Raw genomic sequence first — 17,339 nt, forward strand, 5'->3', positions numbered from 1 at the left:
TGCAGTGCCAGGGAGGCGCCTACGACTCTGCCGGTTCGCGCCGCCCCGGTCACCGGTGGAAGCCCACAAAGATTGGGCGGGGATTCCTGGCTCACTCGTACGGGGTGCCAGCGGCCGCGTGCGCGGAACAATGGGTCACCATGTCGCGAACCAGCACCGAGACGCCCCGTCCCGACCGGGTCCGAGCCGCCGACAGCGCCCACCTGTGGCACCCGTACACCAGCGTCCCCGCGACCGAGACGCCCTACGTGGTGACCGGAGCCGCGGGTGTGCGCCTCGACCTGTGGGCGGACGGGCGCGACCACAGCGTCGTCGACGGCATGGCGTCCTGGTGGTCGGCGATCCACGGGTACCGCCACCCGCGCCTGGACGCCGCCGTGCACGCCCAGACGGACCGGTTCAGCCACGTCATGTTCGGCGGGCTCACGCACGCCCCCGCCGCGGCCCTGGCCGAGGCGCTCGTGCGGATCACCCCCGAGGGGCTCGACCACGTCTTCCTCGCCGACTCCGGTTCGGTGTCGGTGGAGGTGGCCATGAAGATGTGCCTCCAGTACCACCGGTCCACCGGGGCGTCCGGCCGCCGCGGGTTCCTCACCTGGCGCGGCGGCTACCACGGCGACACCTTCCACGCCATGAGTGTGTGCGACCCCGAGGGCGGCATGCACGCCCTGTGGGGCGACGTCCTGCCACCGCAGGTGTTCGCGCCCGAACCGCCCGCCGGGTTCGACACCCCGCCCGACCCGGACTACGTCGCCCGGTTCGAGGCACTGGCCCGCGACCACGCCCGCGAGCTGGCCGCGATCATCGTCGAACCCGTGGTGCAGGGAGCGGGCGGGATGCGCTTTCACCACCCCGGCTACCTGCGGGAACTGCGCCGGATCGCGGACGCCCACGGCCTGTTGCTGGTGTTCGACGAGATCGCCACCGGGTTCGGCCGCACCGGCGAGATGTTCGCCGCCGACCACGCCGGGGTGGTCCCCGACATCCTGTGCGCGGGCAAGGCCCTGACCGGTGGCTACATGACGCTGGCCGCGACCCTGTGCACACCGCGCGTGGCACGCGGGATCGCCGACGGCGACGTGCCGGTGCTCGCGCACGGGCCCACGTTCATGGGCAACCCGCTCGCCTGCGCGACGGCGCTGGCCTCGGTGGAGCTGCTCACCGAGGGCGACTGGCGCGGTGACGTGGCGCGGATCGGCGCCGGGCTGCGCGAGGGCCTGGCCCCGGCGCGTGACCTTCCGGGCGTGCGCGAGGTGCGGGTGCTCGGCGCGATCGGGGTGGTCGAGCTGGACCGGCCGGTGCGCATGGGAGAGGCCACCAGGGCGGCGGTCGGGGCCGGGGTGTGGCTGCGCCCGTTCCGCCGCCACGTGTACGCGATGCCCCCCTACGTGTGCACCGAGGCCGAGGTCGCGACCATTGCCGCCGGGATGGTGGCCGCGGTCGAGGCCTCGGTGGGAGCCGACGCCGACGCCGACGCCGACGCCGGGGCCCGGGACGCGGGCGAGGACGCGGAGGGGGATCGGTGACGACCGTGCTCGTGGTGACCGGCACCGGAACCGAGGTGGGCAAGACCGTGGCCACGGCGGCGGTGGCCGCCCTGGCCCTAGACCGGGGCCGCCGGGTGGCGGTGCTCAAGGCCGTCCAGACCGGGGTGCTCCCCGGCGAGGAGGGCGACGCGCGCACCGTCGCGCGACTGGCCCCCGGCGTGACCGCCGCCGAGACCGCCCGTTTCCCCGAACCCCTCGCCCCCGCCACCGCCGCGGCCCGGGCGGGACGGGACGGCCCGGCCGCCTGGGAGGTGGCCGACCGCGCCCTCGACCTCGCGCGCGGGCACGACCTCGTCCTGGTGGAGGGCGCGGGCGGACTCCTCGTCCGGTTCAACAAGGACGGCGAGACCCTCGCCGACGTCGCGGAACTGCTGTCCTCGCCGGTCCTGCTCGTGGCCGACCCCCGGCTCGGCACGCTCAACGCCACCGCCCTGACCGCCGAGGCCCTGCACGCGCGCGGGCTCGTCCCCGCCGGTGTGGTTGTGGGCTCCTGGCCGCGCGAACCCGACCTGGCCATGCGCTGCAACCTCACGGACCTGTCCGCGATGGGTGCCGGTCCGCTCTCCGGGGTGCTGCCCTCGGGAATGGGGGACCTGCCCCCCGCGGCGTTCGCCGGGGCGGCCCGCCGGTCCCTGGGCGCGGGCCTCGGCGGCACGTGGTCGCCCCCGGAGCGGCGCTGACCCCGGCGTCGGAGCCCGCCACTGGCGGACCCCTTCAAGCCCGGAGCCGATTCTTTGTGCCGTTCCACGGCAGACGCGCCCCGCCGCGCGCCGGTACGTTGCCACTGCCAGCCCGAACACCGCCTTCCAGGGGACCCCTTGAACCTGCTCATCACCGGCATCACCACGCAGTCCTCCATCGCGTACGCGATCGCGGAGGAGGCCATGAACCAGGGCCACGAGGTGATCCTGACCAACCCGCCCGGCCGTGCCTTCTCCATCTGCGAGCGCATCGCCAAGCGGCTGCCGAAGGAGCCGGTCGCCGTCCTGCCGATGGACGTCACCGACCCCGCGCAGATCGCCGCCACGGCCAAGGCGGTCGGTGAGCACTGGGACCACGTGGACGGCCTGCTCCACGCCATCGCCTTCGCGCCCGAGACCGCCCTGGGCGGCAACTTTCTCAACACCGAGTGGGAGGACGTGTCCAAGGCGATCCACATCTCCGGCTACTCGCTGGCCGCGCTCACCGTGGGTCTGCGCGACCTCCTCGCCAAGGCGCCGCAGGGCGCCGGCGTGGTCTCCCTGACCTTCGACGCCAGCGTCGCCTGGCCGGTCTACGACTGGATGGGGTCGGCCAAGGCCGTCCTGGAGAACTCCGCCCGCTACCTGGCCCGCGACCTGGGCCCGGACGGTATCCGCGTGAACACCGTCTCCGCCGGTCCGATCAAGTCCCTCGCGGGCGGTTCCATCCCCGGCTTCGCGCAGATCGCCGACTCCTGGGCGGGCCACGCCCCGCTGGGCTGGGACACCAAGGACACCTCCGTGGTGGCGGGCCCCGCGCTCTTCCTGATGTCGCCCGCGGCCCGCGCCGTCACCGGCACGGTCATGCACGTGGACGGCGGCTACCACGCGATGGGCGCGCCGCTCGCCCCCACACCGGGCCCCGTCTCGGCCTGATCCCGCGCCGCGAGGGGCGTGCGGGAGAGGGCACCGGGCCCGGTCGTTCGACGGCCGGGCCCGTTCGTGCGAGGGGGCGGCGCCCGGCCCCCGCCACGGGCACCCGGCCTCCTGGTCGCTCCTCGCCCCGGGAAGGGTCCAGGCTCTGGTGGTACGGGTGGACCGATGCCAGTATCGGGTTCCGGCCCGGACGTGAGGAGTGCCCATGGCGCCAGGAGCCGAACCTGTTCGACGCACCGACGACGTGGTGGACTCCCTGGGAACCTGGTCCACCGGGAAGGGGGCCCTTCACCGGCGCCTGTCCGACGCCCTGCGCGACCTGGTCGACCAGGGCACCCTCGTCCCCGGTGAGCGCCTGCCCTCCGAACGCGGCCTGGCCGCCGCGCTGCGCGTCAGCCGCACCACGGTGGTCTCGGCCTACGACCACCTGCGCTCGGAGGGCGTCCTGGAGAGCCGCCGGGGCAGCGGGACCCGGGTGTGCGGTTCACGGGCCCCGGTCCGATCGGACGGGTGGAGCCCCCACGGCAACGGCACCACCGTCTACCGCAACCTCCTCCAGGCCGACGAGAACGTCATCTCCACGTCCTGCCTGACCACCCCGGGTCTGTCGGAGGTGGAACGGGCCATCCGCGAGGTCACCGCCGAGGACCTCCCGGCGCTGATGGCCGAGGGAGACTACCACCCGCGCGGGCTGCCCGCCCTGCGCGAGGCCGTCGCGCGCCACTACGAGGCCCGGGGGCTGCCCACCCACCCCGACCAGATCGTGGTCACCACCGGCGCCCACCAGGCCGTCGCCCTGGTCGCCCAGCTCTACCTGCGACGGGGGTCGCCGGTGGTGGCCGAGGACCCCGGGTTCGCGGGCTGCCTCGACCTCATCCGCGACCGGGGCGCCCGCGTGCGCGGGGTCCCCCTCGACGACCAGGGGATCGACCCCAACGGGGTGCGCCGCGCCTGCGCCGAGGCCACACCCCACCTGCTCTACGTGATGCCCTCCTACCACAACCCCACCGGCACCCTGATGTCCGCCGCCCGTCGCCGGGAACTGGGGGAGATGTCCGCCCGCCTGGGCTTTCCGATCCTGGAGGACAGCGCCTACACGGGTATCCGGGCCGACGGCGAACCCGCGCCGTTGGCCGCCCACGCGCCGCGCGGTGCCGAGGTCCTCACCGTCGACTCGCTCTCCAAGGTGGGCTGGGCGGGCCTGCGCCTGGGCTGGCTGCGCGCCCCGGCCGAGATGGCGCTGCGTCTCAGCCGCCGCAAGGTCCTGGCCGACCTGGCCAGCCCCCTCCTCGACCAGGCGATCGGGGTGCGTCTGGTCGACCGCTACGCGCGGCTCGCCAAGGAGAGGTCCGAGCTCCTGCGGCAGGCGCTGGAGCACACGGAGAGCCTGCTGCGCAGGGACCTGCCCGGCTGGCGCTGGCGCACCCCCGACGGCGGGGCGGCCCTGTGGGTGCGCCTGCCGGGGGCCGACGCCCGCGCGTTCGCCCAGGTCGCCCTCGGGCACGGCGTGGAGCTGGTCCCCGGTCCGACCATGGCGACCTCGGAGCAGGGGGGCCACGACGAGTACTTCCGGCTGCCCCTGGTGCACGACCGCGCCACCCGTGAGGAGCTGGTGTGGCGGCTGGCCCGCGCCTGGCGCGAGCTGGACCGGCACGGCCCGGTCCAGGCGCACCCCGACTCCCTCGTGGTCTGACCCACCCGGTCGCCCCCGAAGGCCGGGCGGCACGGGCTCCGGTCCCCGTTCCCGGCGGCCCACCCGAACGGACCCCGGGCAGCAGCGAGGGCGGCACCGCGCGGTGCCGCCCTCCGCCGTTCCCGGCACCCCGGCCGATCGCCGACCGGCGCGCGCGGGGGCCTAGCCGAGCTGCACCTTGCGGGCCTCGGCGAAGCGCTCCTGGACGTCGGCCCAGTTGACGACGTTCCAGAACGCCTTGACGTACTCGCCCTTGACGTTCTTGTACTGGAGGTAGAAGGCGTGCTCCCACATGTCCAGCATGAGCAGCGGCTGCGTGCCGATGGCGATGTTGGCCTGCTGGTCGAACAGCTGCTCGACGATCAGGCGCTGGCCGAGGGCGTCCCAGGCGAGGATCGCCCAGCCCGAACCCTGGATCGCGGTGGCGGCGGCGTTGAAGTGCGCGCGGAAGGCGTCGAACGAACCGAACTGGTCGTCGATGGCGGCACCCAGCTCACCCTCGGGCTTGTCGCCGCCCTCGGGGGAGAGGTTCTTCCAGAACACGGAGTGGTTGACGTGGCCGCCCAGGTGGAACGCGAGGTTCTTCTGGAGCTGGTTCACGGTGCCGAAGTCGCCGGACTCGCGGGCCGCGGCCAGCTTCTCCAGCGCGTCGTTGGCACCGGCGACGTAGGCGGCGTGGTGCTTGTCGTGGTGCAGCTCCATGATCTGACCGGAGATCCACGGCTCCAGGGCCGCGTAGTCGTAGGGCAGTTCGGGAAGCGAGTATGGCGCAGACATCTCTGACGCACCTTTCCAAATGACGCGATTCTTCGGGCTTACAGCGATGGGATCGCTCTAGTCAGCAAGCTATCAGCCAGGCGGGCGGACACCCGATGTCAGGCTCTTTACACACGGACCCGGGAATAAACGCCCCCTCGCGGGGGCGGTGTGACGGGTCCCGGCGTGTGTCCGACCCCTCCGGTCCGGCCCCGGTCGACCCGTGCTCCCCGCGTGGCCTCCCCCCACCCTTCCCTCCCGTCCGCCACACGAACCATCACCGTTGTTCCCGAACCTCCCGAATAACGCCGGGGCCGTCCGTTCGCGTTCCGCCGACCTAACCTGGCCGGGTCGTACGAGGTCGGCCCGGCAGGGTAGGAGAACGTTGTTCGGGCGTTGGTCCGCCATTTACCGGACGGGCATCGGGAACGGCGATAATGCAGCGCCGAATTCGAGTGACGAAACCCGTTCAGACGCCTCGTTCGGTGCACAGAATCCCTAGCGCTCCGAGGCCGCCGCCGCTCATGGACCCTTCCACTCCGAAGCCCCTCGTTACGAGGGCCACTTCAGTCACGTCAGCCACTTCAGTCCCAGACGACGCACGCATCAAGGGCGGATCGGGGGGATTCCGGCCCGAGATCGAGGGCCTGCGCGCCGTCGCCGTCCTCCTGGTGGCCGTCTACCACATCTGGCTCGGCCGGGTCTCCGGCGGTGTCGACGTCTTCCTGATGCTCACCGGGTTCCTCATCACCGGGTCCCTGGTCAGGAGCGTCGAACGCGAGGGCCGGGTCCGCTTCGCGGCCTTCTGGACCCGGCTGGCCCGGCGGCTCGTCCCCGCCGCGGCCGTGGTCCTGGCGGCGACCATGGCGGCCACGTACCTGGTGCTGCCGCGCTCGCGCTGGGCCGACGTCCTCGACGAGGTGCGGGCGGCGGCGCTCTACCACGAGAACTGGGCGCTGGCCCGGGGCGCCGTGGACTACCTGGCGCGGGAGGCCGCGCCCAGCCCCGTCCAGCACTTCTGGTCCCTGTCCATCCAGGGCCAGTTCTACCTGCTGTGGCCGGTGCTGGTCGCCCTCGCCGCGCTCGCGGCCGCACGGGTGCGGCTGCCGTTCCGGGCCACCGTCCTGGGCCTGGTCACGGCGGTGTTCGCGCTCTCCCTGAGCTACTCGGTCTCGGTCACCGCGAGCGACCAGGCCTGGGCCTACTTCGACACCGGCGCCCGCCTGTGGGAGCTGGCGCTCGGCGCGATCCTGGCCCTGGTGGTCCACCGCGTGCGCCTGCCCCGGGGGCTGCGCGTTTCCCTGGGCTGGTTCGGCCTGGCCGCCCTGGTCTCCTGCGGGGTGCTGCTCTCGGTGTCCACGCTCTTCCCCGGATACGTCGCTCTCTGGCCCACCGGTGCCGCCGTCCTGGTGATCCTGGCCGGGACCACCGGCAGCCCGCACGGCGCGGACCGCCTGCTCACCTGGAGGCCGCTCACCGACCTCGGCAAGCTCTCCTACCCCCTCTACCTGTGGCACTGGCCGGTCCTGGTCTGCTACCTGGAGGTCACCGGCCGCTCCCTGGCCAGCCCGCTGGGCGGCCTCGGCGTACTGGGGGCGTCCCTGGTCCTGGCCTGGCTCACCCACCGCCTCGCGGAGGGCGGCCTCGACCGCTTCACCCGTCCGGCGGCCCGCCGCACCCCCGCGTGGTCGATCGGGATCGCCTCCGCCCTGCTCGTCCCGGTGCTGGCCGTCTCCCTGCTGTGGAGCGACCGCATCGACCGGGAGCGGGCCGAACGCGCGGTGGAGATGGCGGCCCCGGAGAGCTACCCGGGGGCCCTGGCGGTCGCCGACCCGGCCGTGGCCTCGGTCCTGGCTGACGTTCCTGTGCGGCCGGACCCCGCCGACGCCCGCCAGGACCTCTCCTGGCACCACCAGGAGGGCTGCCACGTCACGCTGGCCTCGGAGGAGCTGGTGGTGTGCGACAGCGGCCCCCAGGACGCCGAACGCACGATCGCCCTGGTCGGCGCCTCGCGGGCCGCCCACTGGTACCCCGCGGTGCGTGAGGCGGCCGACGCCCGGGGGTGGCGCCTGGTCTCGTTCACCAAGAGCGGCTGCCAGTTCAGCACCGACACCTCCTACCGGGACGGCGTGGTCTTCGACGAGTGCGAGGTGTGGAAGGCCGCGGCCATGGCCGAACTGGAGGAGCTGCGTCCGGACGCGGTCCTGACCTCCTCCACCCGTGCCACGCTCAACGGCGAGCGGGTCCACGACGGCTTCCTGGACATGTGGGCGTGGCTGGACGGACTGGGTGTCGAGGTCCTGGGCCTGCGGGACCTGCCCCGGCTCACCTACCAGGGAGCCGAGTGCGTGGAGTCCGGACCGGTGGACCGGTGCGCGTCGCCGGTCTCCGCGAGCCAGGCGGAGACCGACCCGGCCGCCGAGGCCGACCTGCCGCCCAACGTCACCCTCATGGACCTCACCGACCAGGTGTGCCCGGGCGGTACGTGCGACGCCGTGGTCGGCAACATCCTCGTGTTCTGGGACCACTCCCACGTCACCGCCACCTACGCCCGCACCCTGGCCCCGGCGATGGAGGAGGCACTGGTCGAGGCGACCGGATGGTGAGGCCGTGAGCGGGTGAGAGGCGGGGGCCGTTCCGGCGGAACGGACGCGGAAGTGTCCGGGCGTGAAACCCCGGTGATCCATGGGTGAACGCCGGGGGAATTGATTCCCTTTCGGGTTTCGATTTCCCCGGCGGGCAACAATGCGGGCACTTTGAGGAGTTAGTGTCGAAAGTGTCCGGGGCTTTTTCTCCCCTCATCCCGGAACGCCCCCGAAAACCCGCTGCCGCGCGACCCCCGTGGAGGTCCCCTTGCGCACGCTCCGCCGCCGAGCCACACTCCTCCTGGCGATCGGCGCCGTCCTCGGCCCGGCCGCGCTCGCCCTCCCGACCGTGGCGGGCGCCCTGGGGGTCCTTGACTGGGCGGAGGCGGTGATCGCCACCGCCGTGCTCCTGCTCGGCGGTCTGGTGTGCGTGCTCGGCCTGGCCCTGTGGTCGCTGCGCGGCTCCGTGCGCGCCCTGTCGGTCGCGGTCGCCGGGAGCGCGCGCGGGGTCACCGAGGCGCTCGGCCGGGACCGCCTGGAGATCACCCGGTCCCTGGACGGGGTCGCCGAGCGGCTGACCCGGCTCCAGGACCACGCGCTTCCCCGGGTCAGCCGGGAGATCCAGCGCGCCGTCACCGTGCAGGGCCGCCACGACTACGAACAGCAGGTGGCCTGGGCCGAACTGCGCGCGTACCTGGACGCCGCCCCGTTCATGCCGCCGCTGCGCGGCTGGGCCGCCTCACCGGACGTGCTCCGCCTGCTCGTCCGGCTCATCGACCGACACCGCCCCGAGCTCGTGGTGGAGTGCGGCAGCGGCGCCTCCAGCGTGTGGCTCGGGTACGCGCTGCGCCGCGCGGGCACGGGCCGCCTGGTCGCGATCGAGCACGAGGAACGCTACGCCGATCTCAGCCGCGACCTGGTGGCCGCGCACGGCCTCGACGACCTCGTGGAGGTCCGGTACGCCCCGCTGACGGAGGCCGAGCCGGATCTGGCCGGGCAGGCGTCCGACGGCCCGGACGAGTCCCGGCCGCTGTGGTACGACCTCTCGCGCCTGGACGACCTGGACCGCGTCGGCCTGCTGTTCGTGGACGGTCCGCCCCAGGCCACCGGCGCGCAGGCCCGGTACCCGGCGGTCCCCGCGCTGCTGCCGCGCCTGACCGACGACGCCGTGGTGGTCCTGGACGACGCCGACCGGCCGGACGAGAGGGCCCTGGGCGAGCGCTGGGTCCGCGAGTTCGGCCTGCTGCGCGCCGAGGAGCCACTGGAGAAGGGCGCCCACGTGTTCACCCGCCGGAGCCCCTGAGCCCGACACCGTCCCCGGCCCGTTGGCGGCGGCCCCTTCGAGCACCGCCTACCGATCCGCCCTCCTGCCCGTACCGCCCCACGTAGCGTTCCCTCCCGCTCCGACACCGCCGGCAGCCCGCCCCCAGCCGCCGCCCGACCTCGAAGGCCACCCGATGATCACCACCGTCCTTCGTCACGCCCTGCGCGCTCGCGGCAAGGAACCGGCCGTGCTGTGCCACGCGGGCGCGAACACCCGCGCCGAGCTGACCGGGCTGCCCACCGCCCCCGGCGACCTCGTCCTCGACCTCGACGCCCACCCCCTCGGCGCACCCGTCCTCGACGACGACCCGGTGGCCGGTCTGGTGGCGCTGGTCGCGGCCACCACCACCGACCTCCACCGGGCCCTCACCAACGCCGTGCACCTGCCGCGCGCCGTGCACCTGGTGGCGGCCCTGGTCGCCACACCCGGCCACCAGGAACCCCCGGTGCCCGTCGGGCCGGGCCTGGGGCAGTGGCGCGACCTCCAGGAACTGCGGGTGCGCAGGGTGGGCAGCCGGGGCTGGGTGTGCGAACTGTTCTTCCCCAACGCCATCGAGTCCGCACCGGTCCTGGACGCGGTCTTCCACGGCACACGCGGCCGTCGGCGCGGCCCGGCCGTCGCCCCGTCGGCCGCCCTCAACGGTGTCGAGGCGGCGCTGTGGCGGCCCGGCGACACCGGCGCCCACGGCGTGTCCGCCGAGGGGCCGGTGCCGCTGCGCCGGGTCACCCCGGTCGGCGACCTGGCCCTGCGCGCGCACGGCCCCGACGCACCCCCCGACTGGACCGACGCGAACGTGCCCGTCCTGGACCGCGCCACCACCGGCACCGACTCCTGGGAGGCGCTGACCGGACCGCACGGCCACGACCGGGCGGGCCGCTCCCCACTCCTGGTCACCGACCGGCCCGGCGCCGACCCCGTCCACCACGTCGCGCCCGTCGACGAGACCACCGTCAACCCCACCGGGTTCACCAAGGCCGAGAAGGGCCCCTTGGGAGACCTCACCCTGCGCGGCGACTCCGCCGTGGTCGCGGACGGCCGGAAGGACCTCGTCACGGTCGCCCCGGACGGCACCGTCACGGACGTCGACCTGTCCCGCCTGCGCCACCTGCGCGGGGTGCGGGTGGACTGGTCCGGTCACAGCGGCCCGCACGCGGCCGTGCGCGCGGTGGCGTCCCTGGCGGCCGGGGGCGTGCCGCTCGTCAGCGGCCCGGTCCCCGCCTGGGCGGCCGGGCTCGGAGCGCCGCTCACCGCGCTGCTCGGCTCCGCCGCCGAGGCCGACCTCTCCGACCGGCTGGCCCGCGAGGAGTACAGCGTCCGCCTGCGCCGCGCCGCCCTGTACACCCACGGACAGCGCTCCCGCTGGCGGGCCCTGGCAGCCGAGGCCGGAGTCCCCGTGCCTCCGGCGCCCCGGGTGTCGGTCATCCTGTGCACCCGCCGTCCCGACATGGTGGGCTTCGCCCTGGCCCAGATCGCCCGCCAGCGCGGCGTGAACGTGGAGACCGTCCTCACCCTGCACGGCTTCCCCGCCTCGCTGCCCCGGGTGCGGGCCGCCGTCGACGCCTACCGGGCCACCGACCTGCCCCTGGTCGTGCACGAGGCGCCCGCCGACCGGGTCTTCGGCGCCGTCCTCAACGACTCCGTCGCCCTGGCGTCCGGCGACCTCCTCGCCAAGTGGGACGACGACGACTGGTACGGCCCCGAACACCTGGCCGACCTGGTCCTGGCCCGCACCTACTCGGGGGCCGAACTGGTCGGTACCGGCCAGGACTTCGTCTTCCTCCAGGAGATCGACCTCATGGTCTGGCGCAGCCGGGAGTCGGAGACCGCCACCCGGTTCATCGCCGGTGGCACGATCCTCACCGACCGCGTGGTGCTGGAGGAGACCGGCGGGTTCCGCCCGCTGCCCCGCGCCATCGACACCCAGCTGCTCATCGCCGTCACCCGTGGGGGCGGCCGCGTCCACCGCACCCACGGGCTGGGCTACGTGCTGCGCCGCACCGGCGGCGGCCACACCTGGTCCGAGGACATGGCCTACTTCCTGCACAACTACGCCCGACAGTGGTCCGGCTGGCGGCCCAGCTCCCTCCTGGAGGGCGAGCCCGCCCCGCTGGGGAGCGGAGCCGACGACGGACGGCCGGTCGGTACCACACAGCACACGGGGGGACACCCTTGACCAGTACCGAAGAACACGCCGCCCCGGCCGTGGGCCCGGTCTCCGACACGGGTCCGGCGATCGTGCCCGGGGAACCGCTGCCCCGAGGCGCGGTGGACTTCGGCGGCCAGCCCCGGCTGCGCCGCAACGACTACGCCCCGCTCACCCCGCCCGCGCTGGGGGAGTGGACGCCGACGCTGTCGGTGAGCGTGGTGATTCCCGCGCACGGCCACCCCGAGAAGCTGGCGTTGGTGCTGGCGTCGCTGGCGGCCCAGAGCTACCCGGCGCACCTGATGGAGGTGGTCGTGGTGGACGACGGATCGCCCGAGCCCCTGACCCTGCCGGAGGTGCGTCCGGAGAACACGCGGCTGATCACCTCGGCGCCCGGCGGCTGGGGCTCGGCCCACGCGGTCAACACCGGTGTCGCGGCCTCCTCGGGGCGGGTGGTGCTGCGTCTGGACGCCGACATGCTCGTCTACCGCGAACACGTGGAGTCGCAGATGCGCTGGCACCACCAGATCGACTACGGGGTCGCCCTCGGTCACAAGATGTTCGTGGACTTCGACCCGGCCGCGATGACCCCCGCACACGTGCGGGACGAGGTCGCCGCCGGGCGCGCCGAGCTGTTGTTCGACCGGGAGGGCGCCGACCCGCACTGGGTGGAGCGGCTCATCAACAAGAACGACCGGCTGCGCACCGCCGGACGCCTCGCCTACAAGGTGTTCGTCGGCGCCACCGGGTCGCTGCACCGGAGCCTGTTCGAGACGGCGGGCGGCCTGGACGCCGCGCTGGTCCTGGGCGGCGACACCGAGTTCGCCTACCGGGTGGCCCAGAGCGGCGCCGTGTTCGTTCCCGACCTCGACACCAGCAGTTGGCACCTGGGACGCTCACAGATGCAGACGCGGCGCGACGCGGGCACCCGCTACCGGATGCCGTACGTCGCCAACCGGGTGCCCGACTTCCACCTGCGCCGCAAGCACCCCGAGCGCCAGTGGGAGGTGCCGCTGGTCGACGTCGTACTGGACGCCGCCGGGCACACCCTGGAGGAGGTCGACGCCACCGCGGCCGCCCTGTTGTCCGGTACGACGCCGGATCTGCGCCTGTGGCTCGTGGGGCCCTGGGACTCGTTGGACGAGGACCGCCGTTCCCCGCTCGACGAGGAGCACCTGGACCTGCGCCTGGTCCGCGAGACCTTCCGGGGCGACCCGCGCGTGCGGTTCGTGGCCGACGCCCCCCAACGCGACCCCCGGGTGACCTTCCGGCTCACCGTGAGCGCCGGGACGGCCCCCTCCCCGGACGCCCTGCGGGACCTGGTCAAGGAGATCGACAGGGAGGGCGCCGGTCTGCTCTGCGCCCCACTGCCCGGGGCCACGCGGAGCGACGGGGTCCTGCGCCTGGAGCGGGCCTCCGCCTTCGCCCGCGCCCTGCACCTGGAACCGGGGGCGACCGGCACGGACCTGGACCGCGTGGTGGAGCTGACCTGCGGCACTCACTGGATTCCGGGGGAGCCGTTCGTGGTCGACCCCGGCGCCGAGGAGGTGTCCGAGGACCGTCCCGAGGTGGTCCGGAACCGTCTGGACCGGGCCCTGGCCGAGGCCGACCGGCTCCGCGCGCGGGCTGAACGGGCCGAGCGCAAGCTGCGCTGGTTCACCCCCGGTCTCACCCGGAGGGTGCTGCGCAGGCTGGCCCGCTGATCGGAACCACCGGCCACGGCCGCGGGGGCCGGAGTCGCGGCCGGGCCGTGGGTCCGGCTCACGGGGCCGGACCCCAGTGGCAGGGGTGGTTCTGTCCCCGTGACGGACACGCCGTGACGGTAAGTCACCGTGTGTGACGGGAGTGGCTAGGGTGGGGCGGTGTGGCCGGTCAGGGCCGGTTCGCACCTCCAGCCCACTCCGAACCCCGGGGTCGCCCGATGATCCACTCCGTCCTACGCCAGGCGCTGCGCACGCGCGGCGACGAACCGGCCGTCCTCTGCCACACCGGGGACCGCGAGTCGACCCTGAAGGCGCTCTCCGGACTACGGCTGCGCCCCGGCGACCTGCGCGTCGACCTCGACCACCACCCCCTCGGCGAACCGTTCGCGATCGCCGGGGTGGGCGGTCAGGACCAGCCGGACGCGGTCGGGCTCGTCGCCGTCGTGGCGGCCAGCCTCACCGACCTGCGCCGCCACCTGGTCACCGTCCAGGCCCTGCCGCGCACCGTCCACCTCGTCACGGTGGTCGTCGACACCCCGGGCCACCACGGGCCGCTCGTCCCCGGCCCGCCGGGCATCGACGAGTGGAACGACCTCCTCGAGTCGCGCGTGCGCCGTGTGGGCAAGCGCGGCTGGATCTGCGAGCTGTTCTTCCCCAACTCCGTCGAGACCGGCCAGGCCCTCGACTGCGTGGTGCACGGCACCACCGGGGGCCGTCGCGGAGGCCGGGCCACCCCGCTGGCGGGGGTGCAGGGTGTGGGCGCGGCGCGGTGGCGCCCCGGTGACACGGCCGCCACCGGGGTGAGCGCCACCGGACCCGTGCCGCTGCGCCGGGTCTCGCCCGTGTCCGACCTCGTGGTCCGCGCGGGCGACAGGCAGCCGCCGCTGTGGGAGGACGCCGTCGTCCCCCACCTCGACGTACCGGCCGTGGGGGCCCGCGCCGACGTGTCCGACCCCGTCACGTCCCTCGCCCCGATCGACGAACAGTGCGTCAACCCCGTGGGCTTCACGAAGAAGGCCGGCGGACCCCTGGGTGACCTGTCCGCCCGGGGCGGCCGCACCGTCCTCCGTGAGGGGGAGAAGGTCCTGGCCACCGTCCCCGAGGACGGCACCGTCACCGACCTGGACGTGGGCCGGGTCCGCTACCTGCGCGGGGTACGGGTCGACTGGTCCGGGCACGCGCGACCGGTCGCCGTGGTGCGGGCCGTGGTCGCGCTGGCCGCCGCCGGGGTGCCCGTGGTCAGCGGGCCGGTTCCCGACTGGGCGGCGGCGCTGGGACCGGAGCTCACCGCCACGCTGACCCGCCTGGACGCGACCGAGCTGGCCGACCCGCTCAGCCGGGAGGAGCACAGCGTGCGTCTGCGGCGCGCCGCGCTGCGCGCCCACGGGCAGCGGGCCCGATGGCGGGCGCTGGCCGAACGCGCCGGGGTCCCGGTACCGCCCGACCCGCTGGTGTCGGTGATGCTGTGCACCCGCCGTCCGGAACTGGTGGGGTTCGCGCTGGCCCAGGTGGCCCGTCAGCGCGGGGTGCGGTTCGAGCTGGTCCTGGCCCTGCACGGGTTCTCCGCGGGCCACCCCGAGGTCGGGCCCGCCGTGGCGGAGTTCGCCGCGACCGGCATCCCGATCACCGTGTACGAGGCCCCGGCCGACCGGGTGTTCGGCGCCGTCCTGAACGACGCGGTCGACCGCACGTCCGGCAGTGTCGTGGCCAAGTGGGACGACGACGACTGGTACGGCCCCGAGCACCTCGCCGACATGGTGATGGCCCGCGCCTACTCCTGCGCCGACCTGGTCGGCGTCACCCAGGACCTGGTGTACCTGGAGGAGCTCGACCTCACCGTGTGGCGGAGCTACCAGACGGAGAAGCCGTCCCCGGACGTGGTGGGCAGCACGATCGTCGTCGACCGCTCCGTGCTGCGCGACGTCGGCGGCTTCCGCCCGCTGCCCCGGGCGATCGACAGCCAGCTCCTCCTCGCGGTCCGCCGCCACAGTGGTCGGATCTACCGCACCCACGGCCTCGGCTACCTGCTGCGCCGGGCCGGACAGGGACACACCTGGGGTGCCGACATGGGCTATTTCCTCCGCAGGAGCACCCGGCAGTGGTCCGGCTGGCGGCCGAGCTCGCTGCTGGAGGGTGAACCCGCGCCGTTGGGCCGGCCGGAGTCCGGTCCCGCGCGGACCCTGCTCCGGACCACCGAGTACACGGGAGGACAGTCGTGACCAGTGCGGACAACGTCTCCAAACGCGGCCCGGAGACCCGGGCCGACACCCGGGTCCGGGTCGGGATGGTCCCGGAACAGGGGCGGGAGCGGCGGCGGACCGAAGCGGATCGGTACACGGCGCCGCAGGGCCAGCCCCTGGTGTTCCGCAACGACTACGCGCGACTGGAGCCGGCGCCGCTGGGGGAGTGGACGCCGACGCTGTCGGTGAGCGTGGTGATCCCCGCGCACGGCCACCCCGAGAAGCTGGCGTTGGTGCTGGCGTCGCTGGCCGCGCAGAGCTACCCGGCGCACCTGATGGAGGTGGTCGTGGTGGACGACGGATCGCCCGTTCCGCTCACCCTGCCGGAGGTGCGTCCGGAGAACACGCGGCTGATCACCTCGGCGCCGGGCGGCTGGGGTTCGGGACACGCGGTCAACACCGGCGTGGCCGCCTCCACGGGGCGGGTGGTGCTGCGTCTGGACGCCGACATGCTCGTCTACCGCGAACACGTGGAGTCGCAGATGCGCTGGCACCACGTGGTGGACTACGCCGTGGTGATGGGCCACAAGATGTTCGTGGACTTCGACCCGGCGGCGATGACCCCGGAGTACGTGCGGGACGAGGTGGCCGCCGGGCGCGCCGAGTTGTTGTTCGACCGGGAGGGCGCCGACCCGCACTGGGTGGAGCGGTTCATCGACCGCCACGACCGGTTGCGTTCGGCCCACCACGAGGCGTTCAAGGTGTACGTGGGGGCGACCGGGTCGCTGCACCGGAGCCTGTTCGACGCGGCGGGCGGCCTGGACCCGGAGATGATCCTGGGCGGCGACAGCGAGTTCGGCCACCGGGTGGCCCAACGGGGCGCGGTGTTCGTTCCGGACCAGGAGACCAGCAGTTGGCACCTGGGTCGTTCGCAGATGCAGGAGAAGAGGGACGCCGGGACGCGCTACCGGATGCCCTACGTGGCCAACCGGGTGCCCGACTTCCACCTGCGCCGCAAACGCGCCGAGCGTCTGTGGGAGGTGCCGCTGGTCGACGTCGTGCTCGACGTGGCCGGGCACACCCTGGAGGAGGTCGACGCCACCGCCGCCGCGCTGCTGACCGGTACGACGCCGGACCTGCGCCTGTGGATGGTGGGCCCGTGGGGGCGGTTGCGGGATGAGCGCCGTTCGCCGCTGGAGGAGGACGACCTCGACCTGAGGCTGGCGCACGAGACCTTCCGGGGCGACCCGCGTGTGCGGTTCGTCGAGAGCGAGCCGGGCACGGACCCGCGCGTACCGCACCGGCTGTACCTGGAGGCGGGCGCCGAACTCTACCCGAGGGCCGTCGCGGAGATGGTGCACGCCTGCGACACCCATGCGGTGGGCCTGCTGTGCGCGCCCATGCCGGGCGCGCTCACCGCGGAGGAGGGCATGGTGCGCCTGGAGCGCACCGCCGCGTTCGCGCGGGCCCGCCACCTCGACCCGGAGGCGTCCGGGCGGGAGCTGGACCGGCTGGTGGAGGAGGTCCACGGCATCCACTGGATGCCCGCGACCGACCTGGTCCGCGCCTCGGACGAGGAGGAGGCCCGGCTGGAGGCCCCGATGGCCGCTTCACCGGAGGAGGCCGACGCTCCGGACGTGGCGCGGCTCCGCGCCGACCTGGAGCAGGCCCGGGCCCGGAGCGATCGCATGCGCCGCCGGGCCGAGCGGGCCGAGCGCAAACTGCGCTGGTTCACCCCGGGGCTGGTCCGCCGGGCGCTGCGCCGTGTGGCCCGGTAGGGCCCGGAACCGGT

11 protein-coding genes are annotated in these 17,339 nt (G+C 74.2%); 10 read left to right on the top strand and 1 reads right to left on the bottom strand.

Features of this window, described 5'->3' with window-relative positions:
* Positions 1–140 precede the first annotated feature (140 nt).
* From ABZ635_RS04590 to ABZ635_RS04605, 4 genes are all read left to right on the top strand, one after another.
* Positions 141–1,526, top strand: a complete 1,386-nt coding sequence (locus ABZ635_RS04590; RefSeq protein WP_357758859.1) for an adenosylmethionine--8-amino-7-oxononanoate transaminase — start codon at positions 141–143, stop codon at positions 1,524–1,526.
* Positions 1,523–2,227: a dethiobiotin synthase gene (bioD, locus tag ABZ635_RS04595; RefSeq protein WP_357758861.1), complete on the top strand. Its 705-nt coding sequence runs from the start codon at positions 1,523–1,525 to the stop codon at positions 2,225–2,227. Before ABZ635_RS04590 ends, bioD begins: the two co-directional genes overlap by 4 nt.
* Positions 2,228–2,365: 138 nt before the next feature.
* The gene (fabI, locus tag ABZ635_RS04600; protein ID WP_357758864.1) at positions 2,366–3,163 is read left to right on the top strand and encodes an enoyl-ACP reductase FabI; all 798 of its coding nucleotides are present in this window, start codon (positions 2,366–2,368) and stop codon (positions 3,161–3,163) included.
* A 205-nt stretch (positions 3,164–3,368) separates the two neighbouring features.
* Positions 3,369–4,856 carry a PLP-dependent aminotransferase family protein gene (locus ABZ635_RS04605; RefSeq protein WP_357758867.1) on the top strand — a complete coding sequence of 496 codons (1,488 nt, stop codon included), beginning with the start codon at positions 3,369–3,371 and terminating at the stop codon, positions 4,854–4,856.
* A gap of 162 nt (positions 4,857–5,018) precedes the next feature.
* Here the strand turns inward: ABZ635_RS04605 and ABZ635_RS04610 are convergent, their stop codons facing one another.
* The gene (locus ABZ635_RS04610; protein ID WP_357758869.1) at positions 5,019–5,633 is read right to left on the bottom strand and encodes a superoxide dismutase; all 615 of its coding nucleotides are present in this window, start codon (positions 5,631–5,633) and stop codon (positions 5,019–5,021) included.
* 503 nt (positions 5,634–6,136) lie between these two features.
* Between ABZ635_RS04610 and ABZ635_RS04615 the strand changes: the two genes are divergently transcribed.
* The 6 genes from ABZ635_RS04615 (at position 6,137) to ABZ635_RS04640 (ending at position 17,325) form a co-directional block, all read left to right on the top strand.
* A complete protein-coding gene (locus ABZ635_RS04615; RefSeq protein WP_357758872.1) occupies positions 6,137–8,218 on the top strand; it encodes an acyltransferase family protein in 2,082 nt (693 codons plus the stop codon).
* A 247-nt stretch (positions 8,219–8,465) separates the two neighbouring features.
* The gene (locus ABZ635_RS04620) at positions 8,466–9,500 is read left to right on the top strand and encodes a class I SAM-dependent methyltransferase (protein WP_357758875.1); all 1,035 of its coding nucleotides are present in this window, start codon (positions 8,466–8,468) and stop codon (positions 9,498–9,500) included.
* 154 nt (positions 9,501–9,654) lie between these two features.
* On the top strand, positions 9,655–11,694 hold the full coding sequence (locus ABZ635_RS04625) for a glycosyl transferase family 2 (RefSeq protein WP_357758878.1): 2,040 nt from the start codon (positions 9,655–9,657) through the stop codon (positions 11,692–11,694).
* On the top strand, positions 11,691–13,367 hold the full coding sequence (locus ABZ635_RS04630) for a glycosyltransferase family A protein (protein ID WP_357758881.1): 1,677 nt from the start codon (positions 11,691–11,693) through the stop codon (positions 13,365–13,367). The genes ABZ635_RS04625 and ABZ635_RS04630 overlap by 4 nt, the downstream gene beginning before the upstream one ends.
* Before the next feature lie 218 nt (positions 13,368–13,585).
* On the top strand, positions 13,586–15,586 hold the full coding sequence (locus ABZ635_RS04635) for a glycosyl transferase family 2 (protein ID WP_357758883.1): 2,001 nt from the start codon (positions 13,586–13,588) through the stop codon (positions 15,584–15,586).
* On the top strand, positions 15,583–17,325 hold the full coding sequence (locus ABZ635_RS04640) for a glycosyltransferase (RefSeq protein ID WP_357758886.1): 1,743 nt from the start codon (positions 15,583–15,585) through the stop codon (positions 17,323–17,325). The genes ABZ635_RS04635 and ABZ635_RS04640 overlap by 4 nt, the downstream gene beginning before the upstream one ends.
* The last annotated feature ends 14 nt before the right edge of the window (positions 17,326–17,339 follow it).

It is taken from the genome of Nocardiopsis sp. NPDC007018 (assembly GCF_040635075.1).
Taxonomy (GTDB): domain Bacteria; phylum Actinomycetota; class Actinomycetes; order Streptosporangiales; family Streptosporangiaceae; genus Nocardiopsis.

What these genes read in the sequence shown, in the direction of transcription:
- ABZ635_RS04590 (WP_357758859.1), top strand. Translation starts at nt 141, where the DNA reads ATGTCGCGAACCAGCACCGAGACGCCCCGTCCCGACCGGGTCCGAGCC.
- ABZ635_RS04610 (WP_357758869.1), bottom strand. Translation starts at nt 5,633, where the DNA reads ATGTCTGCGCCATACTCGCTTCCCGAACTGCCCTACGACTACGCGGCC.
- ABZ635_RS04625 (WP_357758878.1), top strand. Translation starts at nt 9,655, where the DNA reads ATGATCACCACCGTCCTTCGTCACGCCCTGCGCGCTCGCGGCAAGGAA.
- ABZ635_RS04605 (WP_357758867.1), top strand. Translation starts at nt 3,369, where the DNA reads ATGGCGCCAGGAGCCGAACCTGTTCGACGCACCGACGACGTGGTGGAC.
- ABZ635_RS04615 (WP_357758872.1), top strand. Translation starts at nt 6,137, where the DNA reads ATGGACCCTTCCACTCCGAAGCCCCTCGTTACGAGGGCCACTTCAGTC.
- ABZ635_RS04635 (WP_357758883.1), top strand. Translation starts at nt 13,586, where the DNA reads ATGATCCACTCCGTCCTACGCCAGGCGCTGCGCACGCGCGGCGACGAA.